The organism is Micromonospora sp. NPDC047521, assembly GCF_055587305.1.
This window is the reverse complement of sequence record NZ_JBVJGN010000006.1, coordinates 278,173-299,963: the sequence shown is the minus strand read 5'-3', so window position 1 is coordinate 299,963 and position 21,791 is coordinate 278,173. Positions and strand designations below refer to the sequence as shown.

General features: G+C 73.6%; 19 protein-coding genes and 1 riboswitch. Of the genes, 10 read left to right on the top strand and 9 right to left on the bottom strand.

Features of this window, described 5'->3' with window-relative positions; translation table 11 throughout:
• Window positions 1-99 precede the first annotated feature (99 nt).
• Window positions 100-2,289: an ATP-dependent DNA helicase gene (locus ACZ6N8_RS16410; RefSeq protein WP_466010725.1), complete on the top strand. Its 2,190-nt coding sequence runs from the start codon at window positions 100-102 to the stop codon at window positions 2,287-2,289.
• A gap of 139 nt (window positions 2,290-2,428) precedes the next feature.
• On the opposite strand, the gene ACZ6N8_RS16405 is transcribed toward ACZ6N8_RS16410, so the two are convergent.
• Window positions 2,429-3,715 carry an AI-2E family transporter gene (locus ACZ6N8_RS16405; RefSeq protein WP_364372855.1) on the bottom strand — a complete coding sequence of 429 codons (1,287 nt, stop codon included), beginning with the start codon at window positions 3,713-3,715 and terminating at the stop codon, window positions 2,429-2,431.
• A 158-nt stretch (window positions 3,716-3,873) separates the two neighbouring features.
• Here ACZ6N8_RS16405 and ACZ6N8_RS16400 point away from each other — a divergent pair, with 158 nt between their 5' ends.
• Together ACZ6N8_RS16400 and ACZ6N8_RS16395 are read left to right on the top strand one after the other, a co-directional pair.
• Complete coding sequence (locus tag ACZ6N8_RS16400) at window positions 3,874-4,212, top strand: GroES family chaperonin (RefSeq protein WP_354820112.1); 339 nt, start codon at window positions 3,874-3,876, stop codon at window positions 4,210-4,212.
• A gap of 81 nt (window positions 4,213-4,293) precedes the next feature.
• Entirely contained in the window at window positions 4,294-4,461 is a 168-nt protein-coding gene (locus tag ACZ6N8_RS16395; RefSeq protein ID WP_354820115.1) for a hypothetical protein, read from the top strand.
• Window positions 4,462-4,472: 11 nt separating this feature from the next.
• Here the strand turns inward: ACZ6N8_RS16395 and ACZ6N8_RS16390 are convergent, their stop codons facing one another.
• The gene (locus ACZ6N8_RS16390) at window positions 4,473-5,960 is read right to left on the bottom strand and encodes a PrsW family intramembrane metalloprotease (RefSeq protein ID WP_466010722.1); all 1,488 of its coding nucleotides are present in this window, start codon (window positions 5,958-5,960) and stop codon (window positions 4,473-4,475) included.
• A gap of 23 nt (window positions 5,961-5,983) precedes the next feature.
• A riboswitch (SAM riboswitch) is annotated at window positions 5,984-6,104 on the top strand.
• A 46-nt stretch (window positions 6,105-6,150) separates the two neighbouring features.
• Between ACZ6N8_RS16390 and ACZ6N8_RS16385 the strand changes: the two genes are divergently transcribed.
• Entirely contained in the window at window positions 6,151-7,410 is a 1,260-nt protein-coding gene (locus ACZ6N8_RS16385) for an aminotransferase class V-fold PLP-dependent enzyme (RefSeq protein ID WP_466010720.1), read from the top strand.
• 15 nt (window positions 7,411-7,425) lie between these two features.
• Here ACZ6N8_RS16385 and ACZ6N8_RS16380 read toward each other — a convergent pair whose 3' ends face one another.
• Complete coding sequence (locus ACZ6N8_RS16380; RefSeq protein ID WP_466010912.1) at window positions 7,426-8,661, bottom strand: FUSC family protein; 1,236 nt, start codon at window positions 8,659-8,661, stop codon at window positions 7,426-7,428.
• A gap of 106 nt (window positions 8,662-8,767) precedes the next feature.
• On the opposite strand from ACZ6N8_RS16380, the gene ACZ6N8_RS16375 reads away from it, so the two are divergent.
• Window positions 8,768-9,424: an HD domain-containing protein gene (locus ACZ6N8_RS16375; protein WP_466010719.1), complete on the top strand. Its 657-nt coding sequence runs from the start codon at window positions 8,768-8,770 to the stop codon at window positions 9,422-9,424.
• Here ACZ6N8_RS16375 and ACZ6N8_RS16370 read toward each other — a convergent pair.
• Complete coding sequence (locus tag ACZ6N8_RS16370; protein ID WP_354820127.1) at window positions 9,396-9,680, bottom strand: DUF4031 domain-containing protein; 285 nt, start codon at window positions 9,678-9,680, stop codon at window positions 9,396-9,398. The genes ACZ6N8_RS16375 and ACZ6N8_RS16370 overlap by 29 nt on opposite strands.
• Before the next feature lie 68 nt (window positions 9,681-9,748).
• Here ACZ6N8_RS16370 and ACZ6N8_RS16365 point away from each other — a divergent pair, with 68 nt between their 5' ends.
• Window positions 9,749-11,149, top strand: coding sequence for an FAD-binding oxidoreductase (locus ACZ6N8_RS16365; protein ID WP_466010717.1), 1,401 nt, complete (start codon window positions 9,749-9,751; stop codon window positions 11,147-11,149).
• Between the two features lie 10 nt (window positions 11,150-11,159).
• On the opposite strand, the gene ACZ6N8_RS16360 is transcribed toward ACZ6N8_RS16365, so the two are convergent.
• Complete coding sequence (locus ACZ6N8_RS16360; RefSeq protein WP_387115022.1) at window positions 11,160-11,696, bottom strand: hypothetical protein; 537 nt, start codon at window positions 11,694-11,696, stop codon at window positions 11,160-11,162.
• 89 nt (window positions 11,697-11,785) lie between these two features.
• Entirely contained in the window at window positions 11,786-13,603 is a 1,818-nt protein-coding gene (locus tag ACZ6N8_RS16355) for a glycerol-3-phosphate dehydrogenase/oxidase (RefSeq protein WP_466010910.1), read from the bottom strand.
• A gap of 80 nt (window positions 13,604-13,683) precedes the next feature.
• Between ACZ6N8_RS16355 and ACZ6N8_RS16350 the strand changes: the two genes are divergently transcribed.
• The 3 genes from ACZ6N8_RS16350 to ACZ6N8_RS16340 all read left to right on the top strand — a co-directional run bounded on the left by ACZ6N8_RS16350 (window position 13,684) and on the right by ACZ6N8_RS16340 (window position 17,520).
• Entirely contained in the window at window positions 13,684-16,245 is a 2,562-nt protein-coding gene (locus tag ACZ6N8_RS16350) for a S8 family serine peptidase (RefSeq protein WP_466010715.1), read from the top strand.
• A 15-nt stretch (window positions 16,246-16,260) separates the two neighbouring features.
• Window positions 16,261-17,196: a GNAT family N-acetyltransferase gene (locus ACZ6N8_RS16345; protein ID WP_466010713.1), complete on the top strand. Its 936-nt coding sequence runs from the start codon at window positions 16,261-16,263 to the stop codon at window positions 17,194-17,196.
• A 78-nt stretch (window positions 17,197-17,274) separates the two neighbouring features.
• A complete protein-coding gene (locus ACZ6N8_RS16340) occupies window positions 17,275-17,520 on the top strand; it encodes a hypothetical protein (protein ID WP_466010711.1) in 246 nt (81 codons plus the stop codon).
• A 58-nt stretch (window positions 17,521-17,578) separates the two neighbouring features.
• Here ACZ6N8_RS16340 and groL read toward each other — a convergent pair whose 3' ends face one another.
• The 3 genes from groL to ACZ6N8_RS16325 form a co-directional block, all read right to left on the bottom strand.
• The gene (gene groL / locus ACZ6N8_RS16335) at window positions 17,579-19,201 is read right to left on the bottom strand and encodes a chaperonin GroEL (RefSeq protein WP_139584511.1); all 1,623 of its coding nucleotides are present in this window, start codon (window positions 19,199-19,201) and stop codon (window positions 17,579-17,581) included.
• Window positions 19,202-19,473: 272 nt separating this feature from the next.
• Entirely contained in the window at window positions 19,474-20,571 is a 1,098-nt protein-coding gene (locus ACZ6N8_RS16330; protein WP_466010709.1) for a YciC family protein, read from the bottom strand.
• 81 nt (window positions 20,572-20,652) lie between these two features.
• Window positions 20,653-20,853, bottom strand: a complete 201-nt coding sequence (locus tag ACZ6N8_RS16325) for a cold-shock protein (RefSeq protein WP_091666677.1) — start codon at window positions 20,851-20,853, stop codon at window positions 20,653-20,655.
• 271 nt (window positions 20,854-21,124) lie between these two features.
• On the opposite strand from ACZ6N8_RS16325, the gene ACZ6N8_RS16320 reads away from it, so the two are divergent.
• Window positions 21,125-21,655 (top strand): GNAT family N-acetyltransferase, encoded by a 531-nt coding sequence (locus ACZ6N8_RS16320; protein ID WP_466010707.1) that lies wholly within the window; start codon window positions 21,125-21,127, stop codon window positions 21,653-21,655.
• The last annotated feature ends 136 nt before the right edge of the window (window positions 21,656-21,791 follow it).

The window sequence follows — 21,791 nt, the reverse complement described above, 5'->3', positions numbered from 1 at the left end:
ATTCGCACCCTAACCGATACTGCCCACGCGTCGTAGCGCGGTCGTAACGGGACGGCACGGCCATCGGGGCGTACGGGTGGGTCCGCGCCACGCGGGCGGATGGGCGCGGCCGGTGTCGGCGGCGGCGGGTACCGTCGCACGGTGACTCCGCCCCGCACCGCCACCGGTTCCGCCTCCCCGTCGGCCCGTGCCGGGAGCCGGCGGCGGGGCGCCCGACCCAGCGGCACGGAGCTGCTGGCGGCGGCCGTGGGCGCGGTCCCCGGTGGCGCGGCACGCCCCGGCCAGCAGCAGATGACCACGGCGATCGAGGAGTGCGTGACGAGCGGCGAGCACCTGCTCGTCCAGGCGGGCACCGGCACCGGCAAGTCGCTGGCCTACCTCGCGCCCGCGCTCACCGTGGACGGCCCGGTGGTGGTGTCCACCGCCACCCTGGCGTTGCAGTCTCAGCTCGTCGACCACGACCTGCCCCGGCTGGCCGACGCGGTCGAGCCGCTGCTGGGTCGCCGGCCCACCTTCGCGGTGCTCAAGGGTCGTCACCACTACCTCTGCCTGGCCCGGTTGGACAACTCCACCGAGGAGGAGCCGGAGGACACGCTCTTCGACGCTCCGGCCGCCCGCCCCGGCGGCGGCACGAAGTGGCTCGGCGAGGCGGGCCGGCTGGGTAAGCAGATCGAACGGGTACGCGACTGGGCCGAGAAGACCGCCACCGGCGACCGGGACGAGCTGGACCCGGGCGTCGACGACCAGGCCTGGCGGCTGGTGTCGATGCCGGCCCGGGAGTGCGTGGGCGCGACCCGCTGCCCGTTCGGGCAGGAGTGCTTCGCCGAGGCGTCCCGGGCCCGGGCCCGGGAGGCCGACATCGTGGTGACAAACCACAGCCTGCTCGCTGTCGACATGCTCGCGGACCGGCACATCGTGCCGCCGCACAAGCTGCTCATCGTGGACGAGGCGCACGAGCTGGCCGACCGGGTCTCCTCGGCGGCGCAGGCGGAGCTGGTGCCCGAGCTGATCGACCGGACCACCCGGCGGGCCCGTACGCTGCTGCGGCCGGAGACCGCCGAGGCGCTCACCGCCGCCGGTGACGCCCTCGCGGTCGGGCTGGCCGAGGCGCCGGCCGGGCGACTCACCGCCGGGCTGCCGACGCCCCTTCGGGAGGCGTGCACGCTGCTCGACGCGGCCACCCGCAGCGCGTTGGACGCGATAGGCGACATCAAGTCCGACGATCCGGACCCGGTCCGCAAGCAGCAGGCGAAGGCAGCGCTCGACGACCTCTCCACGACGGCACAGCGGTTGCTGGAGGAGGCCGAGCACGACGTGGCCTGGGTGGAGAAGAACGACAGCGGCAGCCGTCGGGCACTCGTGGTCGCGCCGCTGTCGGTGGCCGGCACCCTCGCCACCCACCTGTACGACGAACGCACAGTCGTCGCCACCTCGGCGACCCTGGCGCTGGGCGGCCGGTTCGACACGGTGGCCCGTGCCCTCGGGCTGGACGCGCCGCCGGTCCCGGCGTCCCCGGCGGCCGCCTCGCTGGCCGCCCGCACCGGGGCGGGTCGCCCGGCCGCCGAGACACCGGGCCGCCGGTTGGCCGACCCCACCACCATCCCGGCGACCGAGGGCCCGGGGTGGCGGTCGCTGGACGTGGGCTCGCCGTTCGACTACGCGCGGCAGGGCATCCTGTACGTCGCCGCGCACCTGCCCCGGCCCAGTGTCTCCGGCCTGCCCGAGGCGGCCGGGGAGGAACTGCTCGGGCTGGTCGAGGCTCTCGGTGGTCGTACCCTCGGGTTGTTCTCCTCGCGGCGGGCCGCGCAGCAGGCGGCGGAGCTGCTGCGCGCGCGGACCGACCTGCCTGTGCTGTTGCAGGGCGAGGAGGCGCTGCCGCTGCTGGTGCGCAGGTTCCGGGAGGAGCGGTCCAGCTGCCTGTTCGGGGTGATGTCGCTCTGGCAGGGGGTGGACGTGCCGGGCGACGCCTGCCAGCTCGTGGTCATCGACCGGCTGCCCTTCCCGCGACCGGACGAGCCTCTCGCGGCGGCGCGGGCGGCGGCCGTGGACGCGGGTGGCGGGTCGGGTTTCGCCGCGGTGAGCGTGCCGATCGCCGCGGTGCGGCTGGCCCAGGGTGTGGGCCGGCTGATCCGGGCGACGGGCGACAAGGGCGTCGTCGCGGTGCTCGACTCCCGGCTGGAGACGGCGCGGGGCTACGGGCCGTTCCTGCGTCGCTCGTTGCCGCCGTTCTGGTACACCACCCGCCCGGAGGTGGCCCGTGGCGCCCTGAAACGCCTGGCGACGACCTGACGCGCCCGTGCCCGCGCGACCAGCGCCCCGACGGTCGAGATCGCGCACCAACAACGAAGTAGTGGCCTCCTCCGGGGAGGAAGCCACTACTTCGAGGATCGAGCACGATCTTGACCGGGGTGCGGCGCGGCGCCGCTCCCTAGGGGGCCTGGGCGGCGACCACCACGGCGTCGGGCGGGGTGTCCGGCACGGTCCGCGCGGCCAGCCGCCGCACCGCCGTGTTCAGCACGGCGATCAGGGGAACGGAGACCAGCGCGCCAGTGATGCCGGCGAGCACCACACCGGCGGCGATCCCGATGATCACCGCGAGCGGGTGCAGAGCCACCGCCCGACCCATGATCAGCGGCTGGAGCACGTGCCCCTCGACCTGCTGCACACCGATCACCGCACCCAGGATGATCAGCGCGGTGACCGGGCCGCTGTCGACAAGCGCCACCAGCACCGCCACGCCGCCGGAGAGCGTCGCGCCGACGATCGGGATGAACGCGCCGAGGAAGACGAGCGCGGCCAGCGGGAACGCGAACGGGATGTCGAAGACGACAAGGAAGATGCCGATGCCCACCGCGTCGATGAAGGCGACGAGCACTGTCGCCCGGACGTACGCTCCGAGCGTCTGCCAGGAGGCGCGGCCCGCGTCGTCGACCTTCCACCTGGCGGCCACCGGCAGCAGTCGGACCAGGAAGCGCCAGATCCGGTTGCCGTCGCGCAGGAAGAAGAACGTCGCGAAGAGCACCAGGATGGTGCCGGTCAGCACCTCGGCGAGCGTCGCGGCGGTGCTCAGCGCGCCGCTTGTGAACTTCGAGGTGTTGTCGTTGATCCAGGCCTGCGCCTCGTCGATGTAGCGGTCGAGCTGGGTGTCGGAGAGGTGCAGCGGGCCGGTCTTCAGCCAGTTCTGGATCTGCCGGACACCCTCGGAGGACTTCTCGCTCAGCTCCGGCACGCCCCGGATGAACTCGTTTACCACAAGCGTAAGCGTGCCGATCACCGCCGCCAGGCCGCCCACAAGCACCACCGCTGTGGCCAGCGACCGGGGCAGCCGGGCCCGCAGCAGCCAGCCGACGGCCGGCGCGAGCAGCGCCGAGAGCAGCAGCGCGACAGCCAGCGGGATGATCACGATCTTGATCGTGCCGACGATCCGCAGCAGGGCCCAGGCGACCACCCCGATCACGATCAACCGCCAGCACCAGGCGGCGGCGATCCGCAGCCCGTGCGGCACGTCGGCGTCATCCCGGCTGGACGTGGAGGTGTGCAGGTCCACCTGGGGTTCCGCGCCGACGACAGTGGCGCTCGGCGGCGCGCTCGGCCCCGGCACGGACGGCGAGGCCACCCGGGCCGGCTCCGGAGCATCCTGGTCGGCGGGGACCGGCTCCCGGCTCGACTGGTAGGCGCGGCGGAGCCGCCCGCGTACCCGCTCGAAGCGGCTCAAGCGCACCTCCTGGCAGAAGAACGGTCCGCCCACGGCGACAGGTCGGACAGCATACGTCCGTTCCCGACACCGTAGGGCAGTTCCGCCACACATTGCCCCCTGGCCTCCCGGCGTAACCACCGGAGGCCGGCCGTCGGCGACACGGTAGCGTCTGCGTCGTGACCGCCGACCAGGATCTCGACGCCGGCCTGCCGATCCGCCTCCTGCACGACCGTGTGCTGGTACGGATGGAGGGCGGCGAGGGCGAGCGCCGCTCCACCGCGGGCATCGTCATCCCGGCGACCGCCGCCGTGGGCAAACGGCTCGCGTGGGCCACCGCCGTCGGGGTGGGGCCGAACGTCCGCGCCATCGTCTCCGGCGACCGGGTGCTCTTCGACCCGGACGACCGCTCCGAGGTCGAGTTGCACGGCCGTGGCTACGTGCTGCTGCGCGAACGGGACGTGCACGCCGTGGCCGCCGAGCGGATCGAGAACGACTCCACAGGCCTGTACCTCTGACGCTCCTCCTCCCCGCCGCGCACCGTTTGCCGCGCGGCACGACGGGAAGCCATCCGGCGACCGTGGCCCTGGGGAGGGACGATGCCGGTATTCGTGAAGAAGCTGCTGACCTGGGGCGGCGTCGCGTTCCTGATCTATTTCATGGCGTTCCGGCCGGACGGGGCCGCGCAGATGTTCAAGGCGATCGGCGCCGCGCTTGTCGCGATGGCCCAGGGCCTCGGTGACTTCCTCACCACCCTGATGACCTGACCCGCCCGCTGTCAGTGCTGGCCGGGCGTCCACGGCGCGGCCTGCCGCATGCCGGGCCAGCCGGGAGGCGCGTACCCGACCGGGGGCGTGGGCGGCGCGGGAGCCAGCACCACAGGGATCGGCACCACAGGCTCGTCCGGCGCGTCCACCGGGCGCTGCGTGCCGTCCGGGAAACGCAGGTGGTAGCGGCTGCCGTCCCAGACCCCCACCGGAGCCTGCGGGTCCCGACCCACGAAGAACGACCGGTACGCCCCGATCGCCTCCAGCAACTCCCGCTCCTCCCGGGCCGACCGTTCCTGGTCGGCGGGCTTGCGGTCCAGGCCACGCAGTGTCCCGTCGCGCAGCAGCGCCAGCCGGGTCGCCGCGAACTGGTACCCACGCATCGCCCGCAGGCCGGCGTCCCCGCCGACCCGGCGGGCCCAACTGCGGGCCGCGTGCCGACGCCCGAGACTGCTCAGCGCGGCCACCTCGGGCGGGGTCAACCAGCCGGCGCGTACGTAGTCCGGCAGCGTCCGCTCGGTGAGCCGCCCCTCCCAGGCGCGCAGCCACACCGCGAGCCCCACCATGCCGAAGAAGACAGGCACCATGAGGCCCAGGAAGCCGTACAGCATGATGATCGCCTCGCCGGTGGCCTGCGTCAGCGTGGGCAGCAGGTTCCAGGTGCCGTGCAGCATCATCGCCAGCAGCAGACCGGCGACCGGCGCCAGCACGCGGACCCGCCGGTCCGCCGTCCGGGCCGCGACACCCAGCCCCACACCGGTCATCGAGGTGAAAAGCGGGTGGGCGAACCCGAACAGCAGGATCCGCACGATGAAGATGGCGATCACCTGCTGGGTGCCGGTCGCGGGACCGTAGCGGTCGGCGCCTGCCGCGTAGCCGTACCCGCCCAGGTAGAGGATGTTCTCCACCATGGCGAAGCCGACCGCGGAGAGCCCGCAGTAGACGAGCCCGTCGGTGATCCCGGACCACTCCCGGCGGCGGAACACCAGCAGCAGGATTGGGCCGAGCGCCTTGGTCAGCTCCTCGATGAACGGTGCCACGAGCACTCCGGTGAGCGCGGCCGGCAGGCCCCAGTCGGCGAAGCGGCCGGCGGCGAACTCGTTCACGGTGAGCGAGGCGGCCGTGGAGACGAACGCACCCCAGGCGAAACAGAAGATCAGGTACTTGAGGGGTTCCGGCTCGTACCGGTCCAGCCAGAGGAAGCAGGCGACAAGCACCGGCACCGGCAGGATGGCGGCGACCACCCCGACCAGCAGGGCCCGCGCGCCGAGCGACTGGCCGAGCGTGAACACCATGAACACCGCGCACGCGGCGATCAACAGCACCACCCCGGCCAGCACCAGGAACCGCCGCCAGCCGAGCCGGCGCAGTGGCATCCGGGGTGCCTCGCCGGCGGGCGGAGCCGCGGGCGCGGGCGGCGTCGACGGCAGGGGTGAACCGGGCGGGGTGTCGGCCATGCGGTCAGCGTAGCCATCCGTCGCCGGCTGGTCCGGTCGCATCGGCAGCCGCTATGCTGCGGGCAGGTCACGAGCGCCAGCGTCAAGCCCCGGCTTGCTGGCCGGCAACCCTCGTCGAGTTCGCGGTGGGGTGCCCCGGGTGATGACCGGGCCCAGCCCGATCGGTGTGCTGGGCAAGCGCGGACCCCGTCCCGATGCCGCACCCGGGGTCCCTGACCCCGGAGGTTCCGGCGTGTCCGTCACTCTCGTACCCTCGCTGCCCGCCCTGCCCACGGCGACGTCCGCGCCGCTCGACGTGCTCGGCGTGCCCGGCGAGATCAACCTGGACTACGCGGCAAGCGCGCCGTGCGCGCGGGCCGCGGCCGACGCGGTCACCGAGCTGCTGCCCTGGTACGCGAGTGTGCACCGGGGCGCGGGAGCGCTGTCGCGGCGCTGCACGCTGGCCTACGAGCAGGCTCGGCAGACGGTCGGCGACTTCTTCGGAGCCCGCGCCGACGACCACGTGATCTTCACCAGGAACACCACAGACGCGCTCAACCTGCTGGGCCGGGCGTTGCCCGCCGGCACCACGGTGGTCACGTTCGCCGGCGAGCACCACGCGAACCTGCTGCCCTGGCCGCGCGGCTCGGTACGACTGCCGGTGCCCGCCGATCCCGCCGGGGCGGTACGCGCCCTCGCCGCCGCCCTGGCCGAGCTGCGCCGGGACAGCAGTCCGGCGCTGCCGGTGCTGGTCTCGGTGACCGGGGCCAGCAACGTGACTGGGGAACGGTGGCCGGTCGCGGAGCTGGCCCGGGTGGCCCACCGGCACGGGGCCCGGATCGCACTCGACGCCGCGCAGCTCGCCCCGCACGAGCCGGTCGACAGGCTCGCGCTCGACGTGGACTACCTGGCCGTGTCGGGCCACAAGCTGTACGCCCCGTTCGGCGCGGGTGTGCTGATCGGCCGGGCCGACTGGCTGGACGCCGCCCCGCCGTACCTGGCCGGTGGTGGCGCCACCAGCCGGGTCGGCCCGGCCACCCACGACGTGACCTGGGCGACCGGCCCGGCGCGGCATGAGGGCGGCACCCCGAACCTGCTCGGCGCGGTGGCGCTGGCCGCGGTGTGTACGGCGCTCGCCGGGGCGGACCGGTCCGCGCTGGCGGCCCGTGAGCAGGCGCTGCTGGCTCGGCTGCGCACCGGGGTCGCCGCCCTGCCGCACGTGGTGGAGCTGCGCACCTTCGGCCCGGACGCTCCCCGGGTCGGGATCGTCTCGTTCGTGGTCGCCGGGTGGGACTCCGCCGAGGTGGCGGCCCGGTTGGCCGCCCAGCACCGGATCGGCGTACGCGACGGGTTGTTCTGTGCCCACCCGCTGGCCCGGCGGCTGCTCGCCGAGGCGGCCGGGCGCAGCGGTCGACGGGACCTGCCGGCCACCGCGCTGCGCGCCAGCATCGGCCTGGGCAGCACCGTCGACCAGGTGGACCGGCTCCTCGCGGCGCTCGCCGAGCTGGGGTGAGGCGCGCGGCCCCGCTCAGCCGACGGGCGGGGCGGTAGGCGGTTTCGGTGCGCCGCCCGGCTCGGCCGGTTCGCCGATGGGCCGTTCCTGCTCGCCGAAGGCGCTTCGGATCCACCGGTTCGCCTCCTCCTGCTCGATTCCGGAGGCCACCAGCAGGTCACTGGCCGTGGTGCGGATCTGGGCGATGACGACGCTGCCGGAGAAACCGACCCCCGCGCCGTACGCCCGGCCGGCCTCGCTGACGGCGCGCAGGGACCGCTCCCGGGCCTTCTCCGGCGTCTCGCCCGCGGCGAACTCGTGCTTGAGCAGCCGCACCGACTCGGCGAGGTGACCGATCGCGTCCGCCATCGGGTCGGGTATCGGCTCGTCGTCCTCGATCAGGGTGACCGATCTGCGGATCAGCGTGCCGCTGTTGCGCATCGCCCGGTCGATGGGGTCGGCCGCCTCCGCGTAGTGGGTCAGCTCGTCGCGGCGGTGCCAGCGGGCCGGGGACAGCGTGGCGGTCTCCTTCGCCCCCTCGATGGCCTCGGCCAGGGTGGCCAGTTCCTCCTTGTTGTCGCGCAGCCGGTCCAGTGCCCGCTGGACGGCCGCCCGGTCCCGGTTGCGCAGCCCGTCCGCGGTGGCGTCGAGCTGGACGGCGAGCAGGTCCAGCGCCGGCCGGGCAGCCCGGTTGATCACCCGTAGCGGGTTCAGTGGCAGCAGCACCGCCGTCACCAGCAAGGCGATCCCACCGCCGAGGAACGCGTCGACGAAGCGGGGGATCTCCAGGTTCTGGGTCGACGGGCTCAGCGTCACGATAAGCACCGCCGTGGCCGCCGCCTGGATGACGATGGCGACGCTCGCCCCGGCGAAGATCGTGAGCAGGATCGCCACGGTGACCACCAGGCCGAGCTGCCACGCGCCGGTGCCGAGGAAGTAGATCAGCAGGTCACCGACGAACACCCCGACGCCCACCCCGACGATCAGCTCCACGGTCCGGCGGAACCGCTGGCCGACCGACGCGGCGAGGGTGCCGACCGCCGAGATCGGCGCGAAGACCGGCTGCGGGTTGCCGAGCAGCCGGTGCGAGACGAAGTACGCAAGGCCGGCCGCGAGCCCGGCCTGCACGGCCAGTCCACCTGCCATCCGCACCCGGTGCAGGCGGTCGTGCAGGGTGGCCCGGCTGCGGTGGCGCAGCTCCTCGGTGGCCTCGGCGATCCGGGCGCCGTCGATGTCCACCAGCCCATCGCGCAGCGCGGTACGCCGCACCATCGGTGGTCGCTTGTCCCGGGCCACGGCCATGGGCGCGACTACCCGTGGCGGGCCCGCTGAATCCTCAGGTCCCGCGCGTCGCGGGCGGATGCGACAGAATCGGGCGGTGGCTGATCTGCTGGACCGGTGGCGGGTGGCGGCCCAGGGTGCCGGCGCGCGGCCCGGGCCGGCGGTGACGCGGGCCGGGGAGCACCTGCTCGACCGCTGGCGGGAGCCGCAGCGGCACTACCACACGCTCACCCACCTGGCCGCCGTCCTGGACGTGGTGGACCGGCACGCCGACCTGGCCGGCCGGGTCGACCTGGTGCGGCTCGCCGCCTGGTACCACGACGCGGTCTACGACCCCCGAGCCTCCGGCGACGCCAACGAACGGGACAGCGCCGCGCTGGCCACAGGCGTGCTCACCGGGCTCGGGGTGCCCGCGTCCGCCGTGGCCGAGGTACACCGCCTGGTGCTGCTCACCGCCGGGCACGCGGTGACACCGCAGGACCGCGACGGCGCTCTGCTCTGCGACGCGGATCTCGCCGTGCTGGCCACACCGCCTGAGGCGTACGACAGCTACGCGGCGGCCATCCGGCGGGAGTACGCGCACGTACCGGAGCCGGCCTTCCGGGCCGGACGGGCGGCGGTGCTGACCGGTCTGCTGGAACTGCCCGCGCTGTTCCGGCTGCCGCCGCTGGCCGCCCGCTGGGAGCGCCCGGCCCGGGACAACCTGCGCCGCGAGCTGGCCGCGCTCACCGACCCACCGGTGCGGGCCGGCTGACCAGGTGCTTCGGGCGGCGCAGACCGGCGTCGCGGAGCAACCGGACCAGCTCCCGGCTCGGCACCACCCGGGCACCGAGCCACACCGCCGCCGCGAACCGGTCGGCGGGAATGTCGTAGTGGTCCCTGTCGAAGCCACGCCGGGGCGCGCCCAACGCCTCGGCGAAGGCGTGCAGCTCGGCGTACGAGACGTCGCTGATCAGGTGTGACCAGAGCCGACCGCGCCACGGCCAGGCAGGCCGGTCCAGGTAGAGCATGGCATCCACGCTATCCCGCGCAGTGGATCATGTTGATGATCGGCGGCCGGGGACCTAGCCTCGGCTGCATGGCCCCCACCGGACTCCTCGACGACCTGCGCGCCGCGCTCGGCGAGAACGCCGTCCTCACCGACCCGGACCTGCTGCTGATGCACATGCGGGACGAGGCGGACCTCTGCGCCGCCGGCACCCCGCTGGTGGTGACCCGCCCCCGCACCACCGAGCAGGTGGTCGCGGTCGTCCGGGCGGCGGCTCGACACGGCGTACCGGTGGTGCCGCAGGGCGCGCGGACCGGCCTCGCCGGAGCGGCGAACGCGGTGGACGGCGCGGTGGTCCTCAGCACCGTCGCGATGGACGAGATCCGCGAGATCGACCCGGTGAGCAGGATCGCCGTGGTCCAGCCCGGGGTGGTCAACGCGACCCTGGCGGGGGCGGTGGCCAAGCAGGGGCTGTGGTATCCGCCGGACCCCGGCTCGTGGGAGTCGTCCACGATCGGCGGCAACGTGTCCACGAACGCCGGCGGCATGTGCTGCGTCAAGTACGGCGTGACCACCGAGTACGTGCTCGGCCTGGAGGTGGTGCTCGCCTCCGGTGAGGTGCTGCGCACCGGCCGGCGTACCGCCAAGGGCGTGGCCGGCTACGACCTGACCCGGCTCTTCGTCGGCTCGGAGGGCACCCTCGGGGTGATCACCGAGGTGACAGTGGCGCTGCGGCCCGCCCCGGCCGAGTCGCTGACCATGGTGGCGGTCTTTCCGTCCACGGCCGCCGCCGGCGCGGCGGTGGCCGAGATCGCCGCCCGGGGGCTGACGCCCAGCCTGCTGGAACTGCTGGACCAGACCCACCTGCGGGCGATCGAGGCGTACCAACCGATGGGGTTGCGGACGGACGCGCAGGCCCTGCTGCTGGCCGCCGCGGACACCGGCACCCGGGCGGCGGACGACCTGGCCGGCCTGGCCGAGGTGTGCGAGGCGGCCGGCGCCGACGAGGTGTACGCGGCCACCGACGCGGTGGAGGCGGCGGCGTTGTTGCAGGCCCGCCGGCTGGCACACCCGGCGATGGAGAAGTTCGCCGCCGACGCCTACCCGGGGGGCAACGGTGGTCTGGTGATCGACGACGTGGCGGTGCCGCGTGGTTCGCTCGCCGCCCTGCTCGACGGGGTGTCCCGGATCGCGGCGGAGTGCGAGGTGCCGATCGGCGTGGTGGGGCATGCCGGGGACGGCAACATGCACCCGAACATCGTGGTGGACCGGGCCGACCCGGCGAGCGTGGAGCGGGGTCGGCGGGCGTTCGACGAGATCATGCGGCTCGGCCTGGACCTGGGAGGCACCTGCACCGGCGAGCACGGGGTGGGGCTGCTCAAGCGGGACTGGCTGGCCCGGGAGATCGGGCCGGTGGGCGTCCGGGTGCACCAGGCGATCAAGTCGGCGCTCGACCCGACCGGCATGCTCAACCCCGGCAAGGTGCTCTGAGCCCGGCGGCTCAGCCGATGACCTCGGCCGGGGTCGCCTGGGTGAGCAGCAGCAGGATCTCCCCGGCGACGACAGGTCGTTCCTCGCCCGGGCAGTCCTGTGAGGTGATCAGCCCTGCGGACGTGAGCAGGCTGGAGGTCAGCGCGTCGATGCAGGTCGCCCGGTACCGCCGGACCTGGTCGGTCTCCTCGGCCAGCTTCGGGTCGGCGAGCAGCACCTGGAGCCGTTCGGTCTGCTCGGGCGCGAGCGTGCCACGGGAGTTGACCCCGTCGCCCGCGCAGTCCAGGCACTGCCACGCGCCGTTGCGCTCGACGCTCAGGGTGCGCAGCGGGCCGTCGGTACCGAGCCGCTGAAGCAGGCTGACCTGCCCCGCCGCGACGGTGGTGGGGATCTCGGGCAGCGGTCCGCCGGCCGCAGAGCCCACCGGGGGCGCCGCCTGCGGTGTCGCACCGGCGTCCCGTTCGAACAGCGAGCAGCCGGTCAGGGCCATGGCGAGAGCCGCAGCGAGAAGGGGCCCGAGCAGACGGGGGCGGGCGCGGTACAGCACGCGCGGAAACCTACCCCACCGTAGGTAGCGTGCGAAACCACCATCCGGGCCGCTATCGATGGTTACCCTTCGGTAACGTCACTATTCGGTCATCGCGCCGATGATGGCAGGGTCGCCTGATCGTCGTCGCCGCCACGGTCGGCCGCGTAACCCCTGACATCCGGAGCACCGAGACGGGCCGCGTCCGCCGTCGCGTCGTCAGGCATCAACTGGGACTGCCGCTCGGCCTCCACCCGGGCGCGGTAGTGCTCCACCTCGCGGACCCGGGTGCCCGCGTCCCAGCCGAGCACCGCACCCATCAGCTCGGCGGCGTGCTCCGCCGACTCCAGGCCCCGGTGGGAGGTCTCGAAGGAGATCCGGGTACGCCGGGTCAGCACGTCCTCCAGATGCAACGCGCCCTCGGCCCGCGCCGCGTACGCGACCTCCGCCGCCAGGTACTCAGGCGCACCGGCCAGCGGGGAGGCGAGCAGCGGATCCGCGTCGACCAGCGCCAGCAGGTCCAGCGTCAAGGTGCCGTACCGCTCCAGCAGGTGCTCCACCACACCCACCGGCACGCCGTGCCGACGCGCCAGATCGGCCCGGTCCCGCCACATGGCCGGGTACCCGTCGGCACCCAGCAACGGCAGGTCGGCGGTACGCGACGGCCGGGCGCCACCCAGCCGCCGGGCGGCCCGGTCGACCACGTCCGAGGCCATCACCCGGTACGTCGTGTACTTGCCGCCGGCGACCAGCAGCAACCCGAGCATCGGCTCGAAGACGGCGTGCTCGCGCGACAGCTTCGAGGTGGAGTCCGCCTCGCCGGCCAGCAGCGGCCGCAGGCCGGCGTAGACGCCCTCGATGTCGGCGGTGGTCAACGGCCGCTCCAGCACCGTGTTGACCTGCTGCAACAGGTAGTCGATGTCGCGGGCCGAGGCGGACGGGTGGGACCGGTCAAGCCGCCAGTCGGTGTCAGTCGTACCGATGATCCAGTGCCCGCCCCAGGGAATGACGAAGAGCACCGAACTGGCCGTACGCAGGATCAGCCCGGTCTCGCCGGTGATCGCCGAGCGGGGAACCACCAGGTGCACGCCCTTGGACGCGCGTACCCGGACGCCCGGCCGCAGGCCCACGTCGTTGAGCATCCGCGACATGTCGTCGCTCCACACACCCGTGGCGGCGATGACGGTACGGGCCTGCACCTCGAACTCGGCGTCCGGTGAGCCGGCCGGCGCCTCCAGGTCGCGGACCCGGACGCCCGTCACCTCCCGCGCCTGCCGGATCAACCCGACGGCCCGGGCACTGCTCACCACGGTGGCGCCGAGGCTGGCCGCCGTACGGGCCAGGGTGACCACCAGCCGGGCGTCGTCGACCTGACCGTCGTAGTAGCGGATCGCGCCGGCAAGCGCGTCGGCCCGCAGGCTCGGGAAGATCCGCCGGGCACCCTCACGGGTCAGGTGCCGGTGCAGTGGCATTCCCCGGCCCCCGCCGAGGACCCCGGCGAAGGCGTCGTAGGCGGCCACACCGGCGCCGTAGTAGGAGCGGCGCAAGAGCCGGGCGGGCAGATCCCGCACGCCCCGACCGGCGGGCAGCGGCACCAGGAACGGCACCGGGCGGACCAGGTGCGGCGCGAGCCGGGTGGCCAGCAGGCCGCGTTCGGTGAGCGCCTCGTGGACCAGGTGGAACTCCAACTGCTCCAGGTAGCGCAGGCCGCCGTGGATGAGCTTGCTGGAACGGCTCGACGTGCCGGCTGCCAGGTCACGCGCCTCCACCAGCGCCACCTTCAGCCCTCGGGACGCCGCGTCCACTGCGGCGCCGGCACCGGTCACCCCGCCCCCGATGACCAGCACGTCGAAGCGCTCGGCGCGCAGTCGGCGCAGGTCGGCGGCACGGCGCACCGGCGAGAGCTGCCCGGCGACGGATCGGGAGATGTTGGGATCTCGCACCTGTCCACCGTATCCGCCGTGGGCAGCGTGCCGACATGCGCCGTCCGCCCCGTACTGTGCGAGTCATGCAGGCCGGCCCTCCGTCACCCGCTGGTCAACCGCTGCCGTACCGGCCGCCTCCGCGCCCGGCCAGCCCGTGGCCGGTGGTCGCGGCAGCGCTGGTGGGCGGCTGGACCGTCGTGGTCACCGTTGGCACCCAGACCGGTGGCTGGGTCACCGACCAGGTGCTGCTGGGCTTCGGACGGGACCGGGCCGGCTGGCTCTGGCCGGTGCTGGGCCTCGCCGCAGTGGTCCTGGTGGGCACACCCGCGCTGCTGCTGGCCGTGCTGCCCCGGTCGGCCCCGGTGCGGGCCACCGGACGGGTGTGGCTGGCCGCCGTTCTCGCGCTCGGGGTGTTCACCCTGCTGCGGATCGTGCCGCTTGTGCACCACGAGGCGTACCTCGCCGCGCTGGCCGCCGTGGCGGCGCTCGGCGCGCTCGCCGCGACCCGGTGGGCGGGCCGCCCGGCCGTCACCGGCGACGCCGCCGCGCCCGACGGCCCCGCACCCGACGGCCCCGCGCTGGACGGCCCCGCACCGGACGGCCCCGCACCGCACGCCGGCGCGGCGGACGCCGACGGCGGACCCGCGCCGGCCGGAGGACGGTTCCGCCGGCCCGGTGCGGTGCCGCTGCTCGCCGTCGCCGCCGGCCTGGCGCTGCTGCTGCCCTGGGCCTGGCTGGGCGCGCTCGGCGGCCTGCTGGAGACTGTGCTGGCGCTGCTGGCCGCCGCCGCGATCGGCAGACTCGCCGCGACGCTGCTCGACGCGACTTTCTGGTCCCGCTTCGCGGTAGGCAGGCCACCCCGGCCGGCCCGCCTGGTGCTGGTCGGCGGCCTGGTCGCCGGGGTGGCGCTGCTGCTGCTCGCGGCCGGCACCGGCCAGTCCGGCGCCCAGCTACCCGCGCTGCTGACCCTGCCGCCCGCGGGTTTCACACTGGCCGCCCTCTGGGCCGCTGCCTGGCGATCCGCCGCCGGCCCGGCGGGCGCGGCGCGGGCCGGGCGGACGGCGACCGGCTGGCTGGTGGGGCTCGGCGTACTCGGACCGCTGGCGTTCACCGACCCGGAGGAGATCAGCCTGCTGCTGGTGGGCACCCGGGACGTGCCGTTCTGGGTGGCGGCCGCCGCCGGGGCCGGGCTCGCCGCCGCGGCAGTCGTCGCCATCGGGTACGCGGTGTGGCTGGCACGGCAGTCGGCGCGTACCCCGAGCCGGCGGGTGGCCGCGATCAGCGCGCTGGTGCTGCTTGTGACGTTCGCCCTGGTGGACGTCGGGCCGGGGCAGCCCGGCCTGCACGGCGAGCGGCTGCTTGTGGTGCTGCGCGAACAGGCCGACCTGACCGGTCTGCCGGCCGGCGTACCGGGCCGGGCGGGCCGGGACGCCAGGGCCACCGAGGTCTACCGGCGGCTGGTGGACACGGCCGAACGCAGCCAGAGCAACCTGCGCCGCGACCTGCGCCGGCTGGGGCTCGATCCGGTGTCGTACTACCTGGTCAACGCGGTGGAGGTGGACGGCGGTCCATTGGCGCGGGCGTGGCTCGCGCGACGGCCGGAGGTGGACCGGGTGCTGGTCAGCCAGCGTCTGCGGCCCCTGCCCGCGCCGGCCGGGCAGACCCGGGGCACCGCACCCGCGCCCACCGGTCCGGAGTGGAACATCCGCCAGCTCGGCGCCGACCGGGTGTGGTCGCAGCTCGGGGTGACCGGCAGGGGCGTCGTCGTGGGCAGCTCGGACTCCGGCGTGGACGGCGCCCACCCGGCGCTGCGGGCCGGGTTCCGCGGCGGCGACGACTCCTGGTACGACCCGTGGAACGGCACCCGGTCCCCGACCGACAAGGGTGGCCACGGCACCCACACGGTGGGCAGCGCGGTCGGGCGGGACGGCATCGGTGTGGCGCCGGACGCGCAGTGGGTGGGTTGCGTCAACCTGGACCGCAACCTGGGCAGCCCCGGGCACTACCTGGACTGTCTCCAGTTCATGCTGGCGCCCTTCCCGCCCGGCGCTGACCCCTTCACCGACGGCCGACCGGACCGCGCTCCCGAGGTGCTGACGAACTCGTGGGGCTGCCCGCCGATCGAGGGCTGTGACCAGAGGGTCCTGCGACCGGCCACCGCCGCACTGGACGCCGCAGGGATCTTCGTGGTCGCCGCCGCCGGCAACACCGGTCCGTGGTGCGGGTCGATCGAGGACCCGCCCGCGCAGTACCCGGACGTGCTGACCGTCGGCGCTGTGGACGCGCAGCGGCGGGTGGCGGAGTTCTCCTCGCGTGGGCCGGTGGCCGGTGGTGTGGTCAAGCCGGACGTGCTGGCGCCGGGCGTGGAGGTGGTGTCGGCGATGCCGGGCGGCGGGTACGGCGTCCTGGACGGAACGTCGATGGCGTCTCCCCAGGTGGCCGGCGTGGTGGCGCTGATGTGGTCGGCGAATCCGGCGCTCGTCGGCGACCTGGCGCGTACGCGGCAGATCCTGCGGGACACCGCGACGCCGGCCGTGCCGACGTACCGCTCGCGTAACCAGGCGGACGCCTGCGGCGGCCCGGCGAACGTCACGGGCGCCGGGGAGGTCGACGCTCTCGCCGCCGTCCGCGCCGCCCAGGGGTGATCTAGGGTCGCGACCATGGACGCCGAGATCACCATCACCGAGCTGACCCCCGACCTGACCCCCGCCGTGGTGCGGCTCTGCGAGCGGGCTCTCGACCTGCCCGAGGACGCCACCGAGGCGGCCTCCATCGTCGACGTGCTCTGGCCCCGCGCCGGCGCCGACCGACAGGTGGTCGCACTGGGCGTCCAGCGGGGGGCCGATCTGGTCGGTGTGCTGCTCTGCTCGGTGTCGGCCACCGACCCGGGAGTCGGGCACGTGGACCTGGTCGCGGTGTTGCCGGACCAGCGGCGCCGGGGAGTCGGGCGGGCGCTGCTGGCGCGGGCCGAAGCGGTGCTCGCCGAGCGCGGGGTGACCGAGGTGCTGCTCGCCGGGAACCCGCCGTACTACGCGTGGCCGGGTATCGACGTGCGGTACACGCCCGCGGTCTGCGCCGCCCTGGCGTCGGGCTACCGGCAGGACCGGACGGCCTGGAACATGACCGCCGACCTGTCGTACGACGCGTCGCCGGCACTGCGGTCCACGGAGGCGGCGGAGCGGCGGTTGGCCGAGCGGGGCATCACGGTACGGCGGGCGGAGCCGGCGGACCTGCCGGCGTTGACCGCATTCGCCCGGTCCACCTTCGGTGGGGCGTGGGACGGCGAGGTGGCCGGTTCGGTGGGCCGTGCGGGGGCCGGGTGTCACCTGGCGGAGAAGGACGGCGAGCTGCTGGGTTTCGCCGCGTACGGGTCGTCGCGGCCGAGCTGGTTCGGGCCGATGGGCACCGCTCCGGCCGCCGAGGGTTCCGGGATCGGCGGGGTGCTGCTGCGTCGCTGCCTGCGCGACCAGCGGGCGCAAGGGCTGGACCGTGCGCAGATCGGCTGGGTGGGGCCGGTGCCGTTCTACTCGGGCAGCGCGGGCGCGCGGATCGAGCGGGTCTTCTTTCTGTACCGGCGGACCCTACCAGCGGCATAAGCGGGCAAATGGGACATAGATTCATTCGCCCGCATCGCCCATCGACCGCCCCCTACCGTTTCGGTAGAGGAGGCAGCCATGACCACGGATGACGACCAGACCGAGGACGGCCCGCCGATCACCTGGAAACCGGTAGGCGAACTGCCAGGCCAACTGTCGTTCGACAGGCTCGACTACGGCGACGCCGAACAACTGGCCGAGATGACCACCGACGCCGAGCCGGCAATCGAGGAGCCGCAGGAGATGGTGGACGCCCCGATCCAACTTCTTCCGCCGTACGACCGGGCGCAGAAGAGGCGTAACCAGCGCCCACTGCCCACCTGACGACGAACGGGGCGGACCGCGTCAGCGGCCCGCCCCGTTCGGTGTGTCGGAACTGGACTCAGAAGTCCATGTCCCCGCCACCCGGGCCAGCCGGGGCAGCCGGGGTCTTCTCCGGCTTGTCCGCGACGACGGCCTCGGTGGTGAGGAAGAGCGCCGCGATGGAAGCGGCGTTCTGCAGCGCCGACCGGGTCACCTTGGCCGGGTCGATGATGCCCGCGGCCAGCAGGTCGACGTACTCGCCGTTGGCGGCGTTGAGGCCGTGACCCGCTTCGAGGTTACGGACCTTCTCCACCACGACGCCGCCCTCGAGGCCGGCGTTGACGGCGATCTGCCGCAGCGGGGCGTCGAGCGCGACCTTGACGATGTTGGCACCGGTGGCCTCGTCGCCGACCAGGTCGAGCTTGTCGAAGGCGGTCTTGCCGGCCTGCACCAGCGCGACGCCACCACCCGGGACGATGCCCTCCTCGACGGCGGCCTTCGCGTTGCGAACGGCGTCCTCGATGCGGTGCTTGCGCTCCTTGAGCTCGACCTCGGTGGCCGCGCCGACCTTGATGACCGCAACGCCGCCGGCCAGCTTGGCCAGCCGCTCCTGCAGCTTCTCGCGGTCGTAGTCGGAGTCGCTCTTGTCGATCTCGGCCCGGATCTGGTTGACCCGGCCCTGGATCTGGTCGGCGTCGCCGGCACCGTCGACGATGGTGGTCTCGTCCTTGGTCACCACGACCTTGCGGGCGCGGCCCAGCATGTCGAGGCCGACGGCGTCCAGCTTGAGGCCGACCTCCTCGCTGATGACCTGGCCACCGGTGAGGATGGCGATGTCGGCGAGCATGGCCTTGCGGCGGTCACCGAAGCCCGGCGCCTTGACGGCGACCGACTTGAAGGTGCCCCGGACCTTGTTGACAACCAGGGTGGCCAGGGCCTCGCCCTCGATGTCCTCGGCGATGATCAGCAGCGGCTTGCCCGACTGCATGACCTTCTCCAGGATCGGGAGCAGGTCCTTGACCGACGAGATCTTGCTGTTGACGATCAGGAGGTAGGGGTCGTCGAAGACGGCCTCCATGCGCTCCGGGTCGGTCATGAAGTAGGCCGAGATGTAGCCCTTGTCGAAGCGCATACCCTCGGTGAGCTCCAGCTCCAGCCCGAAGGTGTTGCTCTCCTCGACGGTGATGACGCCTTCCTTGCCGACCTTGTCCATCGCCTCGGCGATGATCTCGCCGACGGTGCTGTCGCCAGCGGAGATGGAGGCGGTGGAGGCGATCTGCTCCTTGGTCTCGACGTCCTTGGCGAGCTTGGACAGCTCCTCCGAGACGCTCGCGACCGCGGCCTCGATGCCCCGCTTCAGGGCCATCGGGTTGGCGCCGGCAGCCACGTTGCGCAGGCCCTCGCGAACCAGGGCCTGGGCCAGGACGGTCGCCGTCGTCGTGCCGTCACCGGCAACGTCGTCGGTCTTCTTCGCGACCTCCTTGACCAGCTCGGCGCCGATCTTCTCGTACGGGTCCTCGAGCTCGATCTCCTTGGCGATGCTCACACCATCGTTGGTGATGGTGGGGGCACCCCACTTCTTCTCGAGCACGACGTTGCGGCCCTTGGGGCCGAGGGTCACCTTTACGGCGTCAGCGAGCTGGTTCATGCCCCGCTCGAGGCCGCGGCGCGCCTCTTCGTCGAACGCGATCATCTTGGCCATACGGCGTTGTCCTCCTGGACACTCACGGGCCACCCGAGATGTGTGCCCCGGATGGGCCGCCTGGTGTACGCACCTTGGGACGTCGCCACCTGGCGACGACGACGTCCTTCGGCCGGGCCGGATAGCCCGCGACGACCGGCCATGTGCCGCCCCGGCGTCTCCACGCCGGTGCAACCTGGCCCCACCGTCCCGACCATTGGCACTCACGGTATGCGAGTGCCAATGACTTGTTTAGCACTCTCCCCTGCCGAGTGCAAGCACGATGGTGCGGCTCAGCCGAGTTCCGCGGCCAGTCCGGTGCTGTTCACCGGCGCCTCATGCGCCCGCTGCTCGGCGTACGTGACGAGCAGACCGATCAACTGGGCGAGGTGCGCCGGCAGGGCCAGCACGGCCGAGACGGCGAGGACCACGACGATGCCGACAGCGGTGCCGGGCGACGAGAGCGGGTCCGTACCCAGCGGGACGGACAGGATCGACTCCAGCACCGACGGGACCACCGTGGCCACGATCACCACCGCGACGACGAGCGCCACCCGACCGAGCAGCAGACCGAGCCGGTCGTGGAACATCCGGAACGACCTGCCGATCGGGTTCTGCCGCTCGAACAGGTAGATCGGGCCGGCCATGCTCAACGCGAACGCCAGGTAGATGCCCGGCAGCACGCAGAAGCAGAACCCCACCCCGATCAGCAGACTGATCAACAGCGTCCAGCCCCAGAGCCCGAGCGCCCGCCGTGCGCCGTACCGCAGCGCCGGCCCCAACTCGGCGGACTCCCCCGCCGCCTGGCGGGTGATCACCCAGGTCCCGGCGGCCCACCCGATGGCCTGCACCAGCCCGATCAGCAGGCTGCCGCCGATCAGCACGGCCAGGAGGGTCACCAGGTCCGTGACGAACGTCTCCGGCAGGCTGGACGGTGACTCAGCCTGTGCCTCCCAGCGCGCCGACGGGTCCACACCGAGGGAGAGCACCGAGAGTACGGCGGCAGGCGCCACCTGGGTGAGCAGCATGATGGGCACCAGCAGCCGCCACCCCCGACGCAGCGCCGCCCCGCACCTGGCGGACCAGCCGCCGAGACCGGCGCCGGGCGGGGTGACCAGGGCGTCGTTCGGGTCGAACCCGTGACCCGGCGGGTACCACCCGACGGGCGACCCGGGATACCAGGACTGCCCCGGGTAGGGGCCGGCGCCCGGCGGGAAGCCGCCGGTGGGCGGGAACACCCACTGGGCGGGCGCTGCGGGCGTACCCCAGCCGCCCTGCGCGGGGTCCCAGCCCGGCGGCGGGCCGGCCTGGCCGCCGGTTGCGCCCGGGTCGGACGGGCCCGGCTCCCCCGGCCCGGGAGGCGGGGTGGTCGGGGGCGGCTGGTCGGTCATGAACCCTCCTCAGCATCGGCTGGAACGGTTCACGATCTTCCCGGGTACGTGCCCGCACCGCAGCCCGCGACGCGCGGGAAATCAGACGACGCGTACGTGCTCGGCCTGTGGGCCCTTCTGGCCCTGTGCGATCTCGAACTCCACCCGCTGACCGTCGTCCAACGCCTTGTAGCCGTCCATCTCGATCGCGGAGAAGTGGACGAACACGTCCTGACCGCCGTCGACGGCGATGAAGCCGTAGCCCTTCTCGGCGTTGAACCATTTCACGGTGCCCTGTGCCACGGTGCACTTCCTCACTCTGCGCGGCGTTACCTGCCCCGGCGCGCGGCGTGACCGGGCGCCTGTGGACCACCGCTCGGCGATCGATGACGGCCGCTGAAACGGGTGACCGAAATCGCACGCTACACGAGGAGTGACGGCCGCGCACGACCACAAATCGGGCATGGTCCAGGGCGCGCCGACGGCGTCGCCGAGCCCCGGTTTTCCGGGGCAGAGCATCCATGTCCGTGGTTGTCGCCGAAAACCGCTTCCGGCCCTGTGATAGGCATGCGGCATGACCACCGACACGGGCTCGCCCGCCCTGCGGCAGGCGCAGATCCGCCGGGTCCGGCCGCAGGACGCCGCCCGGATGCGGGCGCTGCGCCTGGAGATGCTCGCCGACGCGCCGCTGGCCTTCCTGGAGACGATCGCCGACGCGGCCGCCCGCTCGCACGCCGAGTACGCGGCGCGGGTCGCGTACACCTCGCGGGGCGCGGAGACGGCACAGTTCGTGGCGGATCCGGGTGGCCGGTTCGTCGGGCACGCCGGAGGAACGGCGGCGCCCCGCGAGGCCGGGCTGACAGTCATCTACGCGGTCTACGTCACGCCGCCGTGGCGCGGCAGCGGCCTGCTCGGTGAGCTGATCGACGAGGTGGCCGCCTGGTCGAGGGCGTGCGGTCGACCAGAGCTGCTGCTGGAGGTGGTGGTCGGCAACAACCGCGCCTACCGCGCCTACCAGCGGCTGGGCTTCGAGGACACCGGCGTACGGGTCCCCCACCCCACGATCCCCGCCCTGACCGAACTACAGATGCGCCGCCCCGCCTAATTCCCAGGGCAGAACCCCGGTGATGCCCCCACAAAGGCCGGCACCGTCGCGACCACCGTGCCGACAAAGGGTTTCCGGGGCAGCCCGACCCGCGCAGGGATCAAGCCTGACCGCCCGGAGCGGGTCGGGCTGCCCC